Source organism: Pseudofulvibacter geojedonensis (assembly GCF_042675745.1).
In the GTDB taxonomy this organism is placed as follows: domain Bacteria; phylum Bacteroidota; class Bacteroidia; order Flavobacteriales; family Flavobacteriaceae; genus Pseudofulvibacter; species Pseudofulvibacter geojedonensis.
The window spans coordinates 84,861-103,543 of the sequence record NZ_JBHTJM010000009.1; the positions used below are offsets into that span (position 1 = coordinate 84,861).

The window sequence follows — 18,683 nt, forward strand, 5'->3', positions numbered from 1 at the left end:
TAAAAAAGAAATGCAGGAAAAAAACTTAGATGCAGTCTTTAGCTTTATACTTAACCCTAAGTATAGATGGTTATATCATATCTTATTTTGGCTAATTATATTTTCATCAGATATTAATTCTTTTTTAGAGTTAGGAAGTACATCATGTGTGTTTTGTACAATAAAAATATTACTCTTAGAATTAGTAATAGTTTATTTCAACATCTATTTTCTTTTTTCTAAATACCTTGTTAAAGGTAAAGTTGTTAAATATACTCTTCTAACTACCCTTTCAATTATTATATACTTAACGATCAATTATTATCTTGGGTATGAAGAAACCATTTATGAAGAAATAGACGAAACAACTGGTGAAGTAACACTAGTTACATTATCTTTATTTAGCTGGATTATTTCATATGCATCTAGAATGTTTGGTATAATTGGAACCGCCGTTGGAGTTAAATTTTTTAAACAATATTTTATTGAGCAACGAAAATTAAATGCTATTAAACAAGATAGTTTAGAAAATGAACTGCAATATTTAAAAAATCAGATAAACCCACATTTTTTATTTAATTCACTAAATAACATTTATGTACAATCTAAAAAAAACCTAAGCAGTACATCTGAGTCAATATTACTGTTATCAGATTTACTTCGCTACCAACTATATGATTGCGCAAAAAATAAAGTATCATTAAGTGATGAAATAGAATACCTTCAGAATTTTTTAAAATTAGAAAACCTACGAAAAAAAGACAGTCAAATAACCCTTAACATAAAAGGCATAACTACCGGAATTAATATCGCTCCTTTTATTTTTATGCCATTTATAGAAAATGCCATAAAATACAGTGGTCTTACTAGCAAACCTTATATAAATATAGAATTTACAATTGAAGGGAGTAAAATTATTTTTAAGGTAACAAACAACAAAGCAGATATTCTTGCTGTCAATAAAAATAGCGGGATTGGCTTAAATAATGTAAAAAGAAGGTTAGATTTACTATACCAAAACACACATGAATTAATAATTAAAGAAGATAATCATAAATTTTCTTTAACTTTAGAATTAGAAACCCTACAAAAATAATATCATGAAAAAACTAAATTGTATTATAGTTGATGATGAACCACTAGCTGTTGAAGGTATTGAGCTATATGTAGATGATTATGAACAACTAAATCTAGTTGGTACTTTTAATGATGCCATAAGTGCAAATGAATTTATTCAAAACAATCCGGTTGATTTGATTTTTCTAGATATTGAAATGCCTAAATTAAGCGGTTTAGACTTTTTAAAAACCACCAATATAGATGCTTTAGTTATTTTAACCACCGCTTATCCGCAATTTGCTCTTGAAGCCTTTGAACTTAACGTGGTTGATTATTTAGTAAAACCTATTGGCCCAAATAGATTTATGAAAGCTATTAACAAAGTGAACGACCTTTACCAAAAACCTCCTTCTAATGTTGAAGAAATTAGCAATGACTATATCTATATTAAAGCCGACAGAAAGTATGTAAAAGTATTTTATGAAGACATAAAATATATTAAAGGTTTAAAAGATTATGTAATTATATATACTGAGAACGAAAGAATAATTACTGCCATCAATATAAAAACTATATACAACGAACTTCCTAAACACATTTTTGCAAGAACAAGCAAATCTTATATCATAAACGTCAATTCAATTAAAGCTGTTAACGTAGATACAATACTAATAGGCGAAGAAGAATTACCTCTTGGAAAAACCTACAAAGATGATTTTTTATCTAAACATGTTAAAAGCAATTTAATACAACGACCAACAAAAAAAGGATGATCTAATTAGATCATCCTTTAATTTTTATCCTGTATTTTAAAAAGTCGTATCAGCTTGATGAACAATATCAATCAAACCTCCTAATAGCCTTACATACGAATGTAATTCTTTCGGAAGATTATCTAAGTCAGAGTCTATTGTCCAGAACTGTCTATTACCATCTTCGTTATACTCTAAATAATAAATAGGTTGATCATGACTACCCGGAAAACCAATTGTATGTCCAGTAATAGAATTTAATGTAGGTAATGGCAGCTCATTATAAAGCCTCAATAAATCTAAACGTATATTTGGCAAAGTAACTTGATGTTTAAATATTCCTTTAAAAAATTCATTACTACTTGGTTTATCATTAGTAACATCTTCTAACAAAGTTTTCCCGTTAAATTGATATACTTCAACACATAAGTTTGTTTCACATCTCGGATAATACATCCCAAAAACAATTATTTTGGGTTCGCTATCTACCTCTACAGATCTTAAGTTATCATCAATATTTAACACATCATCACCAGTAGAGCAAGATGTAAATAACAAGAATGCTATTAGTGTAAAAAAAGCTATTTTTTTCATAGTAAAATATTTATTGGTTATAAATATTTTAGTCGAACCAACCACAAAAACTTACACTAAAACTCTGAATATCAAACATCAAACAAAAAAGAGCGAGTTGTAACTCGCTCTCTTATTTATCATTTTTTATTGTCTAGCTCTTTTTTGAAGAACATTTAGTTTGACATTCTTTACTTGAGCTTACACAAGATTTTTCTTGTTTCTTATTACAACATTCTTTAGCACAACCTGGTTTACAATTTCTATCTCTTTCGTACTTACAGCAACCGTGTAAAGCTTCATAGGTTTCATCTTTTGCTCTTACTAATTCGGTATCATGACCAATACTAGCGATTACCTTCTGAACACCTTTAGAATCGGTTTTAAACTCATTAACCAAAACTGTTAACTTTTTCGATTCTACATCCCAATTTGCCATTTTTACTCCTTTAACAGAAAATGCGGCTTTCTCAATACGCTTTTTACACATATCACAATTACCAGCTACAGCAATTTCTAACTTTCTTTTTTTAGATTTTTCTTGAGCAAAACCTAAACCTGCTACTAATACTAATAATAAAATAATTAACTTTTTCATTTTTATATTTCTATTGTTTTAAATTTCTTAATTTACTTTTAAACGAATTCCTGTATACACTCTAGCTCCTTGAATTGGCGCATATATCATTGTACTATCAAAATAAGCTCCAAACGGGTCAATTGCAGCATTTATTGGGTTATCTTGTTTATATCCCAATAAATTTTCTGCTCCTAAATACACTTCAAAATGCTTAGAAAAAACCTTGGTGACTTGAGCATTGACTTGACTAAACGGATTACTCTCTGTAGGTAATTGATACTCAACTGGATTAACCTGAGTTTGTGGTAAGCGCTGTTTACCAATCCAATTCCAAGTTACATCAAACTTCCATTGCTTCCCTTTTCCTTTAATCGGACAGCTCTCATAAGACAAATTAGAAAATACTCTATGCTTAGCTAATAAAGGTTTACTAAGGCTTCCATTTTCATAGTCTACATTTACATCGTAATATTTATACGACAATCTAAAATCTACTGTTCCTAATAATCTGTAATCTAAATCTGCCTGAAAGCTTTTCGCTATTGATTTTCCGTCTAAATTATAAAAACGAACCTCCTGCGGACTGTGATCTACATCTACTACTGCTTGATTCTTAAAATCTGTAATATAATAATCTAAAGATATACGTCCTGCTCTATCAAACAGCCTAAATCCTTGCAGAAAACTCCCACCAAAATTCCAAGCTATTTCTGGATTCAATCCGTAAATTTCTCCATCTGTATCAATTATTGAAAAATTTCTAGACGAAGCAAAATACTGCTGATTTTCAGCAAAAATATTAGCACTGCGTTTCCCTCTTCCTGCAGAAGCCCTTATTACAGCTTTCTCCCAAGGATTATAACGCATATGTAATCTTGGCGTAATAAATTCTCCTAACAAATTATGAGTATCTGCCCTTACACCAGCTACCAGACTAAAATTGTCTCCATTATCAAAAGTGTACTCAAAAAAACTACCCAGAGATCTCTCGTATCTGCCAAAACTATTTGTACTTACTAATTCATCATAATTATCATAGGTAAAGCTCAATCCAGTTTTAAATTTATGCTTAGTATTATATAATATTGAATTATAAACAAAATTACTATACCAACTTTTATGAGTAATATAATAATCTCTTAAACCAAAATAAGAATCTTGATCATGTAAACTAAATGAATTTTGAAACCCAAAACTTTTATAGGGTTGATCTTTAAAAACGTATCCTGTTTTATTAGACACATCTAAACGTTTAGTTTTTATTTCACTACCCCATATCGTAGTGCTTTTTTTGTCTGTTTCTGGATCAAAATTTATCTGTCCAGCCACTTTACTGTCATTCATATAACGTAAATCAAAAAAGCTAACCCAACCTGTTTCTTCATTAGCATACTGCCAACGATTCATTAAGTTTACTTGATTCATTAAAGGAGCATCCATAAAGCCATCATCATTTTGATCTTTTCTCCAACTTCTATTATTAATATGAGCGTATAAACCTGTACTCCATTTATCATTTAACTTCTGATTAAAATGAGTATTTAACTCTAGTCTCCCATCAATAGAAGCATATGTGTTTAAGAAAAATTGATCATCTGTCAATGGTTTCTTAAGCTCGGTATTAATTTGACCAGCTATACTTTCAAAACCATTCACCACACTACCTGCTCCTTTGGTTATTTGAATACTCTCTAACCAGGTACCTGGCGTAAATGTAAGCCCATAAGCTTGTGAAGCTCCTCTAACACTCGGAATATTCTCTTGAGTAATTAATATATACGGATTTGTTAAACCCAACATTTTAATTTGCTTGGTACCTGTTACTGCATCAGAAAAGTTAACATCTACAGATGGGTTGGTTTCAAAACTTTCTGACAGGTTACAACAAGCTGCTTTTAACAACTCTTTTTCGTTTATCTTAACAACATTTTTAGGGTTTAAGAACGATACTTCTGTAGCTTTCTTTTCTGCAGTTACTATCACTTCCTCTAACTCGTCTGAGGGTTCAAAATTTATTTCAATGTTTTGTGATTTATCTATTTTAATTCTTCTAGTTTTATAACCTACGTAACTCACTACTAAGATTCCACTTTCAGAATTCAATGCTATTTTAAATTTTCCATCTATATCGGTAACAGTTCCTACAGATGTGCCTTGCCAATATACATTGGCTCCAAAAACTGGTATAAGATTTCCTTCTTCACCTTCTACCACCTTACCAGTTACATACTCTTGAGATAACATTGCTAGAGGCAAAAGCAATGCCAAGTATACTATTATTTTTTGCATTAAATATTTTAATTAATTGATATTATAAATTAATCATGATCGCTTCAGCTAATTCAACGAACATTTAACTCTAATAATAAATCAACTAATTAGGCGTAAAAAACGAGGGAACAATGAAGTTTATATAAAGGGGGAGCATTACTTTGAAAAGTATAATATGGTAATGCTGTTTTCTTTAATTGTTCTGATTCATAAAATTGATGAGTTTCAAAATTTGGAAGAATTGCGTTTACTACAAAAAACTCCACAGATGTATTCAATGTGGTATCATCATCTACCTCATTAAAATCTATTTGTTCATCATCACAACAATCATTAGGTATATCTTTCTCTTCGCTACAACATTTATCCTCAACAGCTTCTTCTTCACAGACGATATCTGTTAACAATGTAGACACACTTTCTAGTTCACCTCCACAATAATGAAGGTTTACAGCAAAACCTCCACTTATAGATAAATAAAGGATCGATAGGAAAATTGCTATTTGCTTCTTAAAAGGCATACAGCAAATATATAACATAAAATTTTAACTTATGTTAATCTTTCTTCAAAAACTCTTGATAATAGAACGCAGGAACTAGTAATAATAAAAATAATGGCTGAATTAAAAACCTACGCACATAAAAGAAACTCAAGTACCAATCTCTATCTAAATCAAAAAGAATTAAAATATAAGCCGTTAACAATATAAGTGAAATTACAACAAAAAACAGCACACTAAATCTTAATACTTTTCTACCAAATAATAAAGTTAATATGAAAATAGATACAGTTGAGTTAATGATATAGCGAAATATAGTACTAAATATTAATTTAGTAAAACTATACTTTGGGGGATCTTGACTTAAGTAATCTAACTTAAAGAATTGTAAAAAAGGGTCGTAAAACAACTTCTTTTCAAAAAGTCTAATAGAAACTAGAATTAAAAGCAATATTGCTATAGCTAGTATGTTTTTTTTTCTAAACTGCATCTTGTGTTTTCTTTACATATCTAACCCAATAAACCCACAATAAAAAAACCGCACCATAAATTATACCTGGAAATACAACTCCATGAAGCACATGAGTATAACTAGGATAATGATACAATATAGCAGTTAAAAACACTATTCTTAACAGGTTTACCACATAGATAAATACCAATCCTGCTAGCAAAAACAAAATAGTTGACTTTAATCGTTTTGCAAAAGACAAAACAAATGAAACAAACAAAATCATTATGCTCATAGCATTGCAACCTTCTGTTATGAATGAAGTGAATTTACCCCTAACAATAAGTTTAATTATCTTCTCTTTTTCTACAGATTCTCCATAAGTTTCATAACCTATAGAATTCAAAATTACTATAGACTGATCTGTAATAAAACCAGAGAAAGAGTCTAAACCAACTTGCTCTTTTAAATAAAACGAATAGAATAAAGAGAATACCACATAGCTCGATACAAAAACAGCGATAAACCGTATTACTCCTCTATTTTCTTGAATTATTTTATTCATATCATCACAAATTAACGAATTTAAAATAGTATTCTGTTTGTTTCTATTATTTTTGTCGACCAAGTTTTTATTAAAAAGTAATAGCTATGAATCAGTTTGAAAATTTAAAACCATTAGTTTCTACCATAACTAGAGATATCACTTTATCTGTTTTTGACCGTTTAAAAGGTGTTTGTCAATTATTACAAGACCACTTAGACGCTTACGATTGGGTTGGTTTTTATTTTGCTAATCATGAAAAGAAAACACTTCATTTAAGTGCTTATGTTGGAGAACCTACAGATCATTTAACAATTCCATTTGGAAAAGGAATTTGTGGGCAAGTAGCCGAAAGTAATGATAATTTTGTTGTGCCAGACGTAAAAGCTCAAGATAACTACATAGCTTGTAGTATTACTGTAAAAGCTGAAATTGTTGTACCTATATTTATTAATGGAAAAAACATTGGACAAATAGATATTGATTCTAAAACAATTAATCCTTTTAATGAAGATGATGAGCGTTTTCTAGAATTTGCTTGTAAAGAAGTAGCTAACTTACTGGACGGCATTGAAATAGACTCTCTTTTATTAGAAGAATAATACATTATCTTACCCCTCTCCTTCCGGAGAGGGAATTATTAATTAAAATATCTATTAACTTATTGTTATTTCATTGTTTAGCTGTATTTTTGCACCTTTCTTAAAAACAACACAACAACAATGAACACAAAAGCAATTAAATCGGCATTAATATCGGTTTTTCACAAAGATGGTTTAGCGCCAATCGTTCAAAAATTAGATGAGCTAGGTGTAACTATTTATTCTACAGGAGGTACAGAAAAATTTATAAATGAATTGGGTATTTCTGTAGTGCCTGTAGAAGAAGCTACCTCTTATCCTTCTATTTTAGGAGGTAGAGTTAAAACATTACACCCTAAAGTTTTTGGAGGAATATTAAACCGTCAAGATAATTCTAGTGATGTTGCTGAAATGGAAGAGTATAACATCCCTCAGTTAGATTTAGTAATTGTTGATTTATATCCTTTCGAAAAAACAGTTGCTTCTGGAGCTTCTGAACAAGATATTATTGAGAAAATAGATATTGGAGGTATTTCTTTAATTCGTGCCGCTGCAAAGAACTTTAAAGACACCGTTATTGTTTCTTCTATGGAACAATACGACGACTTCTTAAACCTAATATCAGAAAATAACGGAGAAACTACTATAGCAGATAGAAAGAAGTTAGCAGCTAAAGCTTTTAATATATCTTCTCATTACGATACAGCTATCTTTAATTATTTTAACGAAGAAGAAGTAGTTTACAAGGCTAGTGAACAACAAGGTAAAGTATTACGATACGGAGAGAACCCTCATCAGAAAGGATTCTTCTTTGGAGATTTTGATGCTATGTTTGATAAGTTACACGGAAAAGAGTTGTCGTACAACAACTTATTAGATGTTGATGCTGCTGTTAATTTAATAAACGAATTTAAAGGAGAAGCACCTACTTTTGCTATCTTAAAACATAACAACGCTTGTGGGTTTGCACAAAGAGAAACAATAAGTCAAGCATACTCTGATGCTTTAGCAGGCGATCCTACTTCTGCATTTGGTGGTATTTTAATAGCCAACACAACTATCGATAAAGAAACTGCAGAAAAAATTCACGAATTATTCTGTGAAGTAGTCATTGCTCCTTCTTTTGATACTGATGCTTTAGAAACTTTAAAGGGTAAAAAAAATAGGATATTACTAGTTCAGAAAGATATTGAATTACCAACTACAAACGTTAGAACTTGTTTAAATGGAGTATTAGTTCAAGACAAAGACAATGTTACAGATGCTAAATCTCAATTAGAAAATAAAACTAATGCAGTTGCTACAGACAAACAAATAGACGATTTATTATTTGCCTCTAAAATCTGTAAGCACACCAAATCTAACACTATCGTTTTAGTAAAAGACAAGCAATTATGTGCAAGTGGTACAGGACAAACTTCTAGAGTAGATGCTTTATGTCAGGCCATTGAAAAAGCTCATAAATTTAATTTTGATTTAAACGGAGCTGTTATGGCTAGTGATGCTTTCTTCCCTTTCCCAGATTGTGTAGAAATTGCAGACAAAGCTGGTATTAAAGCTGTTATTCAACCAGGAGGTTCAATTAAAGATCAATTAAGTATTGACTATTGTAATGAAAATGACATAGCAATGGTATTTACTGGAACGCGTCATTTTAAACACTAAAAAGAACGAATTCAACTACATTATATAGCCTCAAAAAAATATTTTTTTGAGGCTACTTTTTTGTCAAAACTTAGAGTTATTTTATTACCTTTGGTTAATTATAGTTTTTACACGTTTTACCCTTTTAAAATACTCTAATCATTTATGGGATTTTTTGACTTTCTTACCGAAGAGATAGCCATCGATTTAGGTACTGCAAACACCTTAATTATTCACAACGGAAAAGTAGTAGTAGATGCTCCATCTATTGTTGCTAGAGACCGAATATCTGGAAAAATTATTGCTGTGGGTCAAGAAGCCAATATGATGCAAGGTAAAACCCACGAAAACATTAAAACCATTCGTCCTTTAAAAGATGGAGTAATTGCAGATTTTGATGCTTCAGAAAAGATGCTAACCATGTTCATCAAGAACATTCCTACTCTTAAGAAAAAGTTATTCACTCCTTCATTACGTTTGGTTATTTGTATTCCTTCTGGTATTACAGAAGTGGAAATGAGAGCAGTAAAAGAATCTGCCGAACGTGTTAATGGTAAAGAAGTTTACTTAATTCACGAGCCTATGGCTGCAGCAATTGGTATTGGTGTAGATATTATGCAGCCAAAAGGAAATATGATTGTAGACATAGGAGGTGGTACAACAGAAATTGCCGTTATTGCCCTTGGTGGTATTGTTTGCGATAAGTCTGTAAAAGTAGCGGGAGACGTATTTACTAATGACATAGTCTACTATATGCGTACTCAGCATAACTTATATGTTGGAGATAGGACTGCAGAAAAAATTAAAATTCAGATAGGTTCAGCAACAGAAGATCTAGATACACCTCCAGAGGACATGTCTGTTCAAGGTAGAGACTTATTAACTGGTAAACCAAAACAAGTTCAAATATCTTACAGAGAAATTGCTAAAGCTCTTGATAAATCAATCTTACGCATTGAAGATGCTGTTATGGAAACCTTATCACAAACACCACCTGAATTGGCTGCAGATATTTATAATACTGGTATCTATTTAGCTGGTGGTGGTTCTATGTTAAGAGGTTTAGACAAACGTCTTTCTAAGAAAACTGATTTACCCGTTTATATTGCCGAAGACCCTTTAAGAGCAGTTGTTAGAGGTACGGGTATTACCCTAAAAGACCTAAATCGCTACAAAAGTGTATTGATCAAGTAATTTAACAAACAATGCAGCAGATAATCACTTTTTTACTGCGAAACAAACACGGTTTGTTTTTTTTGCTGCTAGTCACAATTGGTTTGTCTTTAACCATACAATCTCACAGGTATCATAAAAGCAAATTTATTCATGCTGCTAACGATATAACTGGTGGAGTGTATGAGTCTGCCAATCAGTTTAATGAATACTTTAATCTAAAAGAGTACAATGAACGCTTATTAGATGAAAATGCCAGATTAAGAAAAGAGTTAAGCAACTACAAAATTTCTAACACACAGGCTGCTCCAGAAAAACAACCCTACAATCTTATTCCAGCCAAAGTAATAGAAAACAGTTATAATAAAAAGAGAAACTTATTACTGATTAACAAGGGTAAAAAACATGGTATTGAGCCAGATATGGGTGTAATTACTATGGATGGTATAATAGGTATAACCGTTAATGTAAATGAAAACTTTAGCACCATTCTCTCTGTACTACACCCAAAATCTAGAATTAGTGCGCAATTAGCAAAAACCAAACATTTAGGCTCTCTATTTTGGGACGGAAAAGAAACCAACACTGTACAACTTGAAGATATTAGTACAGTCAGCAAAGTACAAAAAGGAGATACAATTGTAACTGGAAATTATTCTATATTTCCAGAAGGTATACACATAGGAACTGTTGCAAAAGCCAGTTTACAACAATCAAAAAACCATTATGATATAGATGTTCAACTCTTTAATGACATGACTAATATTGGATATGTTTATGTGATTAAAAATAATTCTAAAAAAGAAATTCAAAAACTCTTAAATCAAAGTGAAAATGAATAAAGAATTTCTTATTAGAATCGGACAATTTATTCTACTCATATTATCACAAGTATTACTGTTTAATAATATGGGAATAGGAGGAAATGAAGAATACATACCTTATGTTTACATATTGTTTATTTTATTATATCCAGTAGACACAAACAAAAATATTTTTTTGTTTTTTAGTTTTCTCCTTGGTCTTACCTTAGATATTTTTTCTTCTTCAGGAGGAGTCCATACAGTTGCATGTACTTCGATAGCTTTTATTAGACCTAGTATTTTAAAATTTGCTTTTGGTACCAGTTACGAGTTTCACACCATTAAATTTGCTAACACAGAGTTTGGGTCAAGATTATCTTATTTTTCTATTCTAATCATAATTCATCATCTAATTATGTTTCTTTTAGAAACTTTTAACTTTTCTTTTATACTATATAGCTTAAAACACACTTTATTTTCTAGCATATATACCTTATTATTAAGTATCTTGTTATTAGCTTTATTTAGTAGTAAAAAAAAGAAATGAGGAAAGCACTCCTATACTTATTGGTTCTTATAACTGGCTTATTATTCTTAGGCAGGCTTTTTTATTTGCAAATAATAGATGACAGCTTCAAACAACAATCTGAAAGCAATGCCTACAAGAAGGAATACAATTATCCAGAAAGAGGACATATATATGATCGAAATGGAAAATTATTAGTTGCAAACCAGCGTTCTTATGACTTTATGGCCATCCCAAGAAATGTAAAACCTTTTGACACACTAGAACTTTGTGAATTATTAAACATTACACCTGAAAAGTTAAACAAGCAATTACACAAAGCTAAAGTGTACTCTCCTAGGCTGCCATCACCAATTGTCAGTCAATTGTCAAAAATAGAGCATGCAAGACTTCAAGAAAAAATTAGAAAGTTCAAAGGTTTTTATATACAAAAAAGATCAGCCAGACATTATCAAACAACAATTGGAGCTAATGTATTAGGGTATATTGCCGAAGTTAATCCCAAAAAAGTTAAAGAAAATCCTTATTACCAACCAGGTGACCTAGAAGGGAAAACTGGTATAGAAAAATCATACGAAGAACAACTAAGAGGGATTAAAGGTGTTAGGTATATACAAAAAGATCGATTTAATAGAGATATTGGCGCATATCAAGGTGGTAGACTAGACACTTTACCTATAAACGGTAAAGATATTAACATTACCATTGATGCAGTTTTACAAGAATACGGCGAACGTCTAATGAATAACAAAAGAGGTGGAATTGTAGCCATAGAACCTAATACCGGTGAGATTTTAGCTTTGGTATCTGCACCCAGTTATAACCCTGCTTTAATGGTAGGTAGACAGCGTTCTAAAAATTTCACCAAATTTTATTTAGACACTATAGCAAGACCTTTATTCGATAGAGGCTTACAAGCCACCTATCCTCCTGGATCTCCTTTTAAACTTTTAAATGCTTTAATTGGCTTAGAAGAAGGGGTTATTACTCCTCAAACCCGCTTTACTTGTAGACACGGATTCAAATACAGTAGAACAAGAAATATGGGATGTCATTGTAGCTATGGGGCTAGCAACGATTTAAACAAAGGTATATTTGCCTCTTGCAATGCTTACTTTGGTAACACTTATAAGAAAACAATTGATAAATACGGAAACGCAACTAATGGAATAAAACACTGGAGTGATCATGTTAAAAGTTTTGGGTTGGGTAATTATCTTGGTTACGATTTATCTATAGGAAGCAAAGGAAATGTTCCTGACACTACTTTTTACAATAAATGGTACGGAAAGAACAAATGGTTTACAACTTATACAATTTCAAACGCCATTGGTCAAGGAGAAATTCTTACTACACCAATTCAATTGGCTAATATGACTGCTGCTATAGCTAATAGAGGATATTATTACACCCCTCACATTATAAAAAATATAGCGAACGACACAATACCTAAAAAATTTACTTCTAAAAAAATTACTACTATTAGTAAAGAAAACTTCGAACCAGTTATTCAGGGTATGTTTAATGTGTACGAACAACCTGGAGGTACCGGTTATTACTCTAGAATAAAAGGAATTGAAATATGTGGAAAAACTGGAACGGCCGAAGTATATGGAAAAATTAATGGTGAAAGAAAACAATTAACAGATCATTCCATTTTTGTTGCTTTTGCTCCAAAAGATAATCCAAAAATAGCAATGGCAGTTTTTGTTGAACACGGTTATTGGGGAGGTAGATGGGCCGCTCCTATGGCAAGTTTAATGATCGAAAAATACTTACGAGGTTCTATAAGCAGAAATGACTTAGAAACTAAAATGTTAAATGGTAGTTTACAGGAAGAATACGATAAATATATTAGCGGTGAAGAATTCACTATAAACAAATAATGAGACAAAAAGACAACATACTGGTTAGGATTGACTGGCTCATGATTTTACTTTACTTTATGCTAGTAGGTATTGGGTGGATGAGTATTTACTCTGCTGCGTATAACAATGACCCTAGTATCCCTATGTTAGATTTACCTCATGGAAGGCAACAAATATTTATTGGATTAAGTATTGGACTAATTGTTCTTATAATGGCTCTAGAAGCAAAGTTTTACGAACGATTTGCTAGTATTATTTATATAGTTTCTTTACTCTCCTTAGTTGGTTTATTCATTTTCGGAAAAACAATCTCTGGAGCTACTTCGTGGTATTCTTTTGGAGGATTTAGTATCCAACCAAGTGAATTTGCAAAAGCAGCTACAGCACTTGCGCTAGCAAAATTTTTAAGTGATATACAAACCAATATAAAACTCTTAGATCATCAACTAAAAGCATTTCTAATTGTATTTTTACCAGCTTTAATTATAGTACCTCAGCCAGACCCTGGAAGCGCACTAGTATATGCAGCTTTTTTATTCGTCTTATACAGAGAAGGGCTATCTCCTATTTATCTTTTACTAGGTTTTATAGCAGCATTTTTATTTGTACTTACTTTAGTTCTTTCACCTTTAATAGTATCTCTGATAAGTTTAGGAATTATCGGAGTTTTATTCTTAAAAAACAGAAAAAAGAAACCTAAAAAGTGGCTTTATATTTTCAGTCTTATTGCTTGTATAGGACTCTCATACTCTGTAAATTACATATTCAACAATGTCTTTGAACAAAGACACAGAGACCGTTTTAATATCGTTTTAGGAAAAGAAGTAGACAATAAAGGTATTGGCTATAATACTAATCAGTCAGAAATTGCAATAGGATCTGGTGGCTGGAAAGGAAAAGGTTGGTTAAACGGAACTCAAACTAAAGGTGGGTTTGTACCAGAGCAACACACAGATTATATTTTTAGTACTGTTGGTGAAGAGTGGGGTTTTTTAGGAAGTGCTTTTGTTATTGGTTTATTTATAACCTTAATATTGCGTATTTTAAGTCGTGCTGAAAAACAAAAATCTAAATTTAGTAGAATTTATGGCTATAGTGTAGCTGCCATTTTCTTTATTCATTTTTTAGTAAACATAGGTATGGTTATAGGTGTTTTTCCAACAGTAGGAATACCACTTCCATTCTTTAGTTATGGAGGTTCTGGTCTATGGGGGTTTACAATACTACTTTTTATATTTATTAAATTAGATGCCAACAGAATTAATGAATGGTAAGCAAGCTAAGCTAACACTACCTAAAACTCCAGCCCTTATAACTATCCAAAGACTCTAATTTTTCTTCAACTTCATCCTCTATCTGAGGGAAAAAATCAATTCCGGTAAGCTGTTCAACTCTATCTACAGAAACCACAAACTCATATAAAGGCTTATTAGAATTTTGATGCGGAACCAAAAATGCCAGCATTTTTATTTTTCCATTATTATTATCTAATAAAACTTTATAAAAGTATTTAGGAACAGCTACTTTTTCATTGCCAATAGTATTTAAATTATCTGTTAATACTCCTCCAGTAATTACGAAAACCCCATTGTATTTTTTTGCCCAATAGCGAACTTTTTGTTCAAGTCTATTCCAAATTCCTGAATTAAATTGATGCTCTTGAGGAGAAATGTTAGAGGTTAAAAATGTTTCGTCGTGAGCTTGTTTTGTAAATTTCCTATCACCAGCTGGGCACAAATGCCCTTTATCATAACCTGAATTTTTAAAATTAGCCCAATGCGCAGATTTAGTCTTAATACTCTCATCTTGATAAAATAAAGGACGTTTAAACTTCTTGTTAGACAAGTGATCTCTTTTTAACTCATAAGCAACCCATTCAGCTTGCTCGAACTTTTCATGATAAGAAAGTGAATAATTATTATGATAAATAATATTTCCAGTTGTACTAGTTGGCAAATAAATTTGATTAGAAGCTACTACAGTAGAATCTCCTGTTATTACTTTAGTCTCTAGGCCCTCTTCTACATACCATCTTACAAATTGAATAGCGATCAAAACAACCACCGCAATTATTGTGTATTTTGTCTTACTATTCATTATTAACTTTTAACATCTAGTGCATCTCTTAATGCATTGCCTACTAACATAAAAGCCATTACCAAACTCATAATAGCTATACCAGGCACTAGTGCTAGATATGGCTTACCTAAAATTATATATGAATAATGATCTTTTATCATAGCTCCCCAGCTAGGCATAGGAGGTTGAGCCCCTATACCTAAAAAACTCAAGCCACTCTCTATTAATATTGCTGCCGCAAAATTTGCTGCAGAAATAACAATTAAAGGAGCAATGACATTGGGCAATATATGTTTGAAAATAATTCTAAAATCGGTAAAACCTAAAGCCCTAGCAGCAGTTACATACTGTTGCTCTTTAACACCCATAACTTGGCCTCTCACTACCCTAGCTACTTCTACCCACATAGTTAAACCTACAGCTACAAAAACCTGCCAATACCCCTTACCTAATGCTAATGTTATTGCTATTACTAGTAATAACGTAGGTATTGACCATGCTATATTTATAAACCACATAATTATTGCATCTATCTTTCCTCCATAATAACCAGCTATAGCCCCCATAAAAATTCCGATTATCAATGAAATAAACACTGCTACAAAACCAATAAAAAAAGATATTCTAGCCCCAACCAAAACTCTACTTAATAAGTCTCTACCATATTTATCTGTTCCTAAAGTAAATGTTTTGGTTGTAATGTATTTTTCTACAACGCTTTCTATATTTTCTGTATTTGGAAATTTATCTAAAGAAAAAGTTTTTACTAAGCCATTAGTCTTTAATTCAGAATAAGGTTGTACTACCAAAGAATTAGCTTCTACCTTATAGTTTTTAATCGGAATTTCTGTTGAGAGATTTTTAGCACCCAAAAAAAGTTGACTAAAAAAAGATTGCTCTTCTTGTTTTTGTGGAATTGTTAGCATCTGAACAGTAAAACCTGGAGACTTTGAATGAATTGATAAGTGCATTTGGTTTGCATTCTCAGAGTTATCTGGAGCCAAAGCATATGCAAAAATGGCAATGCACCCACAAATTACAATAAAACACAAACTCAAAACGCCCCAAAAATTCCTTTTAAATTTTTGGAGCGCTAAACCACTTAAAGAGTTTTTTTGTATTCTCATTAACTAATAGTTACTTCTTTTTTAATCCTTTAAGACAGCAACTTTGTTCTTTTTCTTAATATTACTTATTTGTAAATCTTCTAAAACATTTATAGCCTCTTCTACATAAACATCTTTAGACAAATTTTTATGCCATCTAGACCTTTTTTCACCTAATATAGAATCTTTTTTTATCAACTCTTTTTCATAAGGTAATGAAGAAAAACTTAGACTATTTACATATTTATCTAAAGCCTCATATTTTTTGCCTTGTTCTTTGGCTACTTTTTTTCTAATAAGATAATCATCATAATTTAATGACAATTGTTTTTCATCAGACTGTTTTTTAATCCACTTTGCTTGTTCCTCAATTAATTTTAATTGATTATTGTTAGCCATTCTAGCTTTACTACTCTTAATTGTTTCTTCATAGTTGATAAAACCATCCCAGGCTGTATAACTTGCTGGATCTATTTTATCCCATGGTAATGGGTTTTCCTGATCTTTTTCTCCTATATCAATAAAACTATAACGATCTACAACTACTACATCGCTCTTTACTCCTTCTAACTGAGTAGAACCTCCGTTTATTCTGTAAAATTTTTGAGTAGTAACTTTTAATGCTCCTACGTCTCCAAAAGAACTACTTCTCATAAACTGATTTAAATCATAAACGTTTTGTACTGTTCCTTTTCCAAAAGTTTGATCACTACCAATAATAATAGCTCTTTTATAGTCTTGCAATGCAGCTGCTAAAATTTCTGAAGCTGAAGCTGATAACTCATTTACTAAAATAACTAATGGTCCATCCCATAAAATACTCTCATCAGTATCAGACAACACATCTTTTCTTTTACCTGTAGATTTCACTTGAACAATTGGGCCTTCTTTTATAAACAAGCCTGCCATATCTACAACAGTTTGTAAAGATCCTCCTCCGTTATTTCTTAAATCAATAACCAGTCCTTCCATTCCTTCATTTTTAAGACGAATGATTTCTTTCTTTACATCTGAAGCGGCATTTCTACTATCTGAATAATCTTTAAAGTCTACATAAAACTTAGGTAAGTTAATAAATCCGAACGTTCTGTTATCTTTCTTAACCAACGAAGATTTTGCATAAGTCTCTTCAAGCTCTACAACATCTCTCTTAATTACAATATCTTCAAAAGAACCGTCTACTTTTTTTACTGTTAAAGTTACTTTTGTTCCTTTAGGCCCTTTAATTAATTTTACTGCATCATCTAAACGCATTCCTCCTATTGCAGTAGATTCTTTTTCTCCTTCTTGAGCTACTTTAACAATCACATCTCCTACTTCAAGATCTTGACCACGCCAAGCTGGCCCCCCAGAAATTAACTCAACAATTTTTACTTCATCTCTTTTCTTTTGCAGACGCGCTCCAATACCTTCTAGCTTACCAGACATATTCTGATCAAACCTTTCTTTATCTTGCGGAGCGAAATAAAATGTATGAGGATCAAACTCCTCTACAATGGCATTGATGTAATTTGCAAACCAATCTTTACGTTCTAAATCATCCATTATGTCAAAAAAATCAATCAAGAACTCTTTTGTATCTTTTCTTGCTATAGCTTCTAATTCTGATTTTGTTTTTCCCTTATACCCTTCTTCATCTTCTTTCTTTTTAGCATCTGCCTCTATTTCATTATCATAATCGTTTATAGTTGAATATTTTAATTGTTTCCTCCAACGATCTTTCATTTGTTTTTTGCTTTCAGCATACGGTAATTTTTCATAATCAACACTTATGTCTTCTTTCTTACTGTAATCAAATGGTGTATCGAGTAGCTTTAAAGACATTTGTTCTGCCTCTTCCATTCTTTGTTGTAGCCTATCATATACTAAATTAAAAAAAGTAATTTCTTTGTTTTTAATTTGATCGTCTATTTTCGTTTTATACTTAGCAAATTCCTCTATATCTTTTTTATAAAAATAGCGTTTAAGAGGATCTATACTTTCTAAAAAATCATTGAATACATTTTCAGAAAAGGTATCGTCCATGTCTTTAGGATTATAATGTCCTCTATCTAAAACATAAGTAATCAAATCAATTAACAACTTATCCTTATCTGGGTTATCAAATGTTTTAGTTGTAAAACTACATGAGGTTACTGCTACCAAAAACAGTAATACTAAAAATTTTAAGTTCTTTTTCATAATCCGTTCAATT

18 protein-coding genes are annotated in these 18,683 nt (G+C 31.2%); 9 read left to right on the plus strand and 9 right to left on the minus strand.

Annotation, left to right across the window (positions count from 1 at the left end; genetic code table 11):
* Positions 1 to 10: 10 nt before the first annotated feature.
* Together ACFQ1O_RS09885 and ACFQ1O_RS09890 are read left to right on the plus strand one after the other, a co-directional pair.
* Positions 11 to 1,075: a sensor histidine kinase gene (locus tag ACFQ1O_RS09885; protein WP_377715859.1), complete on the plus strand. Its 1,065-nt coding sequence runs from the start codon at positions 11 to 13 to the stop codon at positions 1,073 to 1,075.
* 4 nt (positions 1,076 to 1,079) lie between these two features.
* Positions 1,080 to 1,811: a LytR/AlgR family response regulator transcription factor gene (locus ACFQ1O_RS09890; protein WP_377715860.1), complete on the plus strand. Its 732-nt coding sequence runs from the start codon at positions 1,080 to 1,082 to the stop codon at positions 1,809 to 1,811.
* 36 nt (positions 1,812 to 1,847) lie between these two features.
* Here ACFQ1O_RS09890 and ACFQ1O_RS09895 read toward each other — a convergent pair whose 3' ends face one another.
* From ACFQ1O_RS09895 to xrtF, 6 genes are all read right to left on the minus strand, one after another.
* The gene (locus ACFQ1O_RS09895; protein ID WP_377715861.1) at positions 1,848 to 2,384 is read right to left on the minus strand and encodes a hypothetical protein; all 537 of its coding nucleotides are present in this window, start codon (positions 2,382 to 2,384) and stop codon (positions 1,848 to 1,850) included.
* Positions 2,385 to 2,517: 133 nt separating this feature from the next.
* A complete protein-coding gene (locus ACFQ1O_RS09900; RefSeq protein ID WP_377715862.1) occupies positions 2,518 to 2,961 on the minus strand; it encodes a heavy-metal-associated domain-containing protein in 444 nt (147 codons plus the stop codon).
* Between the two features lie 27 nt (positions 2,962 to 2,988).
* Complete coding sequence (locus ACFQ1O_RS09905) at positions 2,989 to 5,232, minus strand: TonB-dependent receptor (protein WP_377715863.1); 2,244 nt, start codon at positions 5,230 to 5,232, stop codon at positions 2,989 to 2,991.
* Between the two features lie 89 nt (positions 5,233 to 5,321).
* Positions 5,322 to 5,735 (minus strand): HYC_CC_PP family protein, encoded by a 414-nt coding sequence (locus ACFQ1O_RS09910; RefSeq protein ID WP_377715864.1) that lies wholly within the window; start codon positions 5,733 to 5,735, stop codon positions 5,322 to 5,324.
* A gap of 34 nt (positions 5,736 to 5,769) precedes the next feature.
* Complete coding sequence (locus tag ACFQ1O_RS09915) at positions 5,770 to 6,204, minus strand: exosortase F system-associated membrane protein (protein ID WP_377715865.1); 435 nt, start codon at positions 6,202 to 6,204, stop codon at positions 5,770 to 5,772.
* Complete coding sequence (gene xrtF, locus ACFQ1O_RS09920; protein ID WP_377715866.1) at positions 6,194 to 6,730, minus strand: exosortase family protein XrtF; 537 nt, start codon at positions 6,728 to 6,730, stop codon at positions 6,194 to 6,196. The genes ACFQ1O_RS09915 and xrtF overlap by 11 nt, the downstream gene beginning before the upstream one ends.
* 86 nt (positions 6,731 to 6,816) lie before the next feature.
* Here xrtF and ACFQ1O_RS09925 point away from each other — a divergent pair, with 86 nt between their 5' ends.
* The 7 genes from ACFQ1O_RS09925 to rodA all read left to right on the plus strand — a co-directional run bounded on the left by ACFQ1O_RS09925 (position 6,817) and on the right by rodA (position 14,578).
* Positions 6,817 to 7,311 (plus strand): GAF domain-containing protein, encoded by a 495-nt coding sequence (locus tag ACFQ1O_RS09925; protein WP_377715867.1) that lies wholly within the window; start codon positions 6,817 to 6,819, stop codon positions 7,309 to 7,311.
* Positions 7,312 to 7,431: 120 nt separating this feature from the next.
* Positions 7,432 to 8,955: a bifunctional phosphoribosylaminoimidazolecarboxamide formyltransferase/IMP cyclohydrolase gene (gene purH, locus ACFQ1O_RS09930; RefSeq protein ID WP_377715868.1), complete on the plus strand. Its 1,524-nt coding sequence runs from the start codon at positions 7,432 to 7,434 to the stop codon at positions 8,953 to 8,955.
* 144 nt (positions 8,956 to 9,099) lie between these two features.
* A complete protein-coding gene (locus ACFQ1O_RS09935; RefSeq protein WP_377715869.1) occupies positions 9,100 to 10,128 on the plus strand; it encodes a rod shape-determining protein in 1,029 nt (342 codons plus the stop codon).
* Positions 10,129 to 10,139: 11 nt separating this feature from the next.
* Positions 10,140 to 10,949, plus strand: coding sequence for a rod shape-determining protein MreC (gene mreC / locus ACFQ1O_RS09940; RefSeq protein WP_377715870.1), 810 nt, complete (start codon positions 10,140 to 10,142; stop codon positions 10,947 to 10,949).
* Positions 10,942 to 11,457, plus strand: a complete 516-nt coding sequence (locus tag ACFQ1O_RS09945) for a rod shape-determining protein MreD (protein WP_377715871.1) — start codon at positions 10,942 to 10,944, stop codon at positions 11,455 to 11,457. Before mreC ends, ACFQ1O_RS09945 begins: the two co-directional genes overlap by 8 nt.
* Positions 11,454 to 13,322 carry a penicillin-binding protein 2 gene (gene mrdA, locus ACFQ1O_RS09950; RefSeq protein ID WP_377715872.1) on the plus strand — a complete coding sequence of 623 codons (1,869 nt, stop codon included), beginning with the start codon at positions 11,454 to 11,456 and terminating at the stop codon, positions 13,320 to 13,322. The genes ACFQ1O_RS09945 and mrdA overlap by 4 nt, the downstream gene beginning before the upstream one ends.
* Positions 13,322 to 14,578: a rod shape-determining protein RodA gene (rodA, locus tag ACFQ1O_RS09955; protein ID WP_377715873.1), complete on the plus strand. Its 1,257-nt coding sequence runs from the start codon at positions 13,322 to 13,324 to the stop codon at positions 14,576 to 14,578. Before mrdA ends, rodA begins: the two co-directional genes overlap by 1 nt.
* A 16-nt stretch (positions 14,579 to 14,594) precedes the next feature.
* Here the strand turns inward: rodA and ACFQ1O_RS09960 are convergent, their stop codons facing one another.
* The 3 genes from ACFQ1O_RS09960 to ACFQ1O_RS09970 are packed head-to-tail and all read right to left on the minus strand — an operon-like array spanning position 14,595 to position 18,670.
* Positions 14,595 to 15,401 carry a DNA/RNA non-specific endonuclease gene (locus tag ACFQ1O_RS09960; protein WP_377715874.1) on the minus strand — a complete coding sequence of 269 codons (807 nt, stop codon included), beginning with the start codon at positions 15,399 to 15,401 and terminating at the stop codon, positions 14,595 to 14,597.
* A gap of 2 nt (positions 15,402 to 15,403) precedes the next feature.
* Positions 15,404 to 16,510, minus strand: coding sequence for an ABC transporter permease (locus tag ACFQ1O_RS09965; protein ID WP_377715875.1), 1,107 nt, complete (start codon positions 16,508 to 16,510; stop codon positions 15,404 to 15,406).
* A 21-nt stretch (positions 16,511 to 16,531) separates the two neighbouring features.
* On the minus strand, positions 16,532 to 18,670 hold the full coding sequence (locus tag ACFQ1O_RS09970) for a carboxy terminal-processing peptidase (protein WP_377715876.1): 2,139 nt from the start codon (positions 18,668 to 18,670) through the stop codon (positions 16,532 to 16,534).
* Between the last annotated feature and the right edge of the window lie 13 nt (positions 18,671 to 18,683).

What these genes read in the sequence shown, in the direction of transcription:
- ACFQ1O_RS09890 (WP_377715860.1), top strand. Translation starts at nt 1,080, where the DNA reads ATGAAAAAACTAAATTGTATTATAGTTGATGATGAACCACTAGCTGTT.
- ACFQ1O_RS09945 (WP_377715871.1), top strand. Translation starts at nt 10,942, where the DNA reads ATGAATAAAGAATTTCTTATTAGAATCGGACAATTTATTCTACTCATA.
- ACFQ1O_RS09965 (WP_377715875.1), bottom strand. Translation starts at nt 16,510, where the DNA reads ATGAGAATACAAAAAAACTCTTTAAGTGGTTTAGCGCTCCAAAAATTT.
- ACFQ1O_RS09900 (WP_377715862.1), bottom strand. Translation starts at nt 2,961, where the DNA reads ATGAAAAAGTTAATTATTTTATTATTAGTATTAGTAGCAGGTTTAGGT.
- mrdA (WP_377715872.1), top strand. Translation starts at nt 11,454, where the DNA reads ATGAGGAAAGCACTCCTATACTTATTGGTTCTTATAACTGGCTTATTA.
- ACFQ1O_RS09905 (WP_377715863.1), bottom strand. Translation starts at nt 5,232, where the DNA reads ATGCAAAAAATAATAGTATACTTGGCATTGCTTTTGCCTCTAGCAATG.
- rodA (WP_377715873.1), top strand. Translation starts at nt 13,322, where the DNA reads ATGAGACAAAAAGACAACATACTGGTTAGGATTGACTGGCTCATGATT.
- ACFQ1O_RS09935 (WP_377715869.1), top strand. Translation starts at nt 9,100, where the DNA reads ATGGGATTTTTTGACTTTCTTACCGAAGAGATAGCCATCGATTTAGGT.
- ACFQ1O_RS09915 (WP_377715865.1), bottom strand. Translation starts at nt 6,204, where the DNA reads ATGCAGTTTAGAAAAAAAAACATACTAGCTATAGCAATATTGCTTTTA.
- ACFQ1O_RS09925 (WP_377715867.1), top strand. Translation starts at nt 6,817, where the DNA reads ATGAATCAGTTTGAAAATTTAAAACCATTAGTTTCTACCATAACTAGA.
- ACFQ1O_RS09960 (WP_377715874.1), bottom strand. Translation starts at nt 15,401, where the DNA reads ATGAATAGTAAGACAAAATACACAATAATTGCGGTGGTTGTTTTGATC.
- ACFQ1O_RS09970 (WP_377715876.1), bottom strand. Translation starts at nt 18,670, where the DNA reads ATGAAAAAGAACTTAAAATTTTTAGTATTACTGTTTTTGGTAGCAGTA.
- mreC (WP_377715870.1), top strand. Translation starts at nt 10,140, where the DNA reads ATGCAGCAGATAATCACTTTTTTACTGCGAAACAAACACGGTTTGTTT.
- xrtF (WP_377715866.1), bottom strand. Translation starts at nt 6,730, where the DNA reads ATGAATAAAATAATTCAAGAAAATAGAGGAGTAATACGGTTTATCGCT.
- ACFQ1O_RS09910 (WP_377715864.1), bottom strand. Translation starts at nt 5,735, where the DNA reads ATGCCTTTTAAGAAGCAAATAGCAATTTTCCTATCGATCCTTTATTTA.
- purH (WP_377715868.1), top strand. Translation starts at nt 7,432, where the DNA reads ATGAACACAAAAGCAATTAAATCGGCATTAATATCGGTTTTTCACAAA.
- ACFQ1O_RS09885 (WP_377715859.1), top strand. Translation starts at nt 11, where the DNA reads ATGCAGGAAAAAAACTTAGATGCAGTCTTTAGCTTTATACTTAACCCT.
- ACFQ1O_RS09895 (WP_377715861.1), bottom strand. Translation starts at nt 2,384, where the DNA reads ATGAAAAAAATAGCTTTTTTTACACTAATAGCATTCTTGTTATTTACA.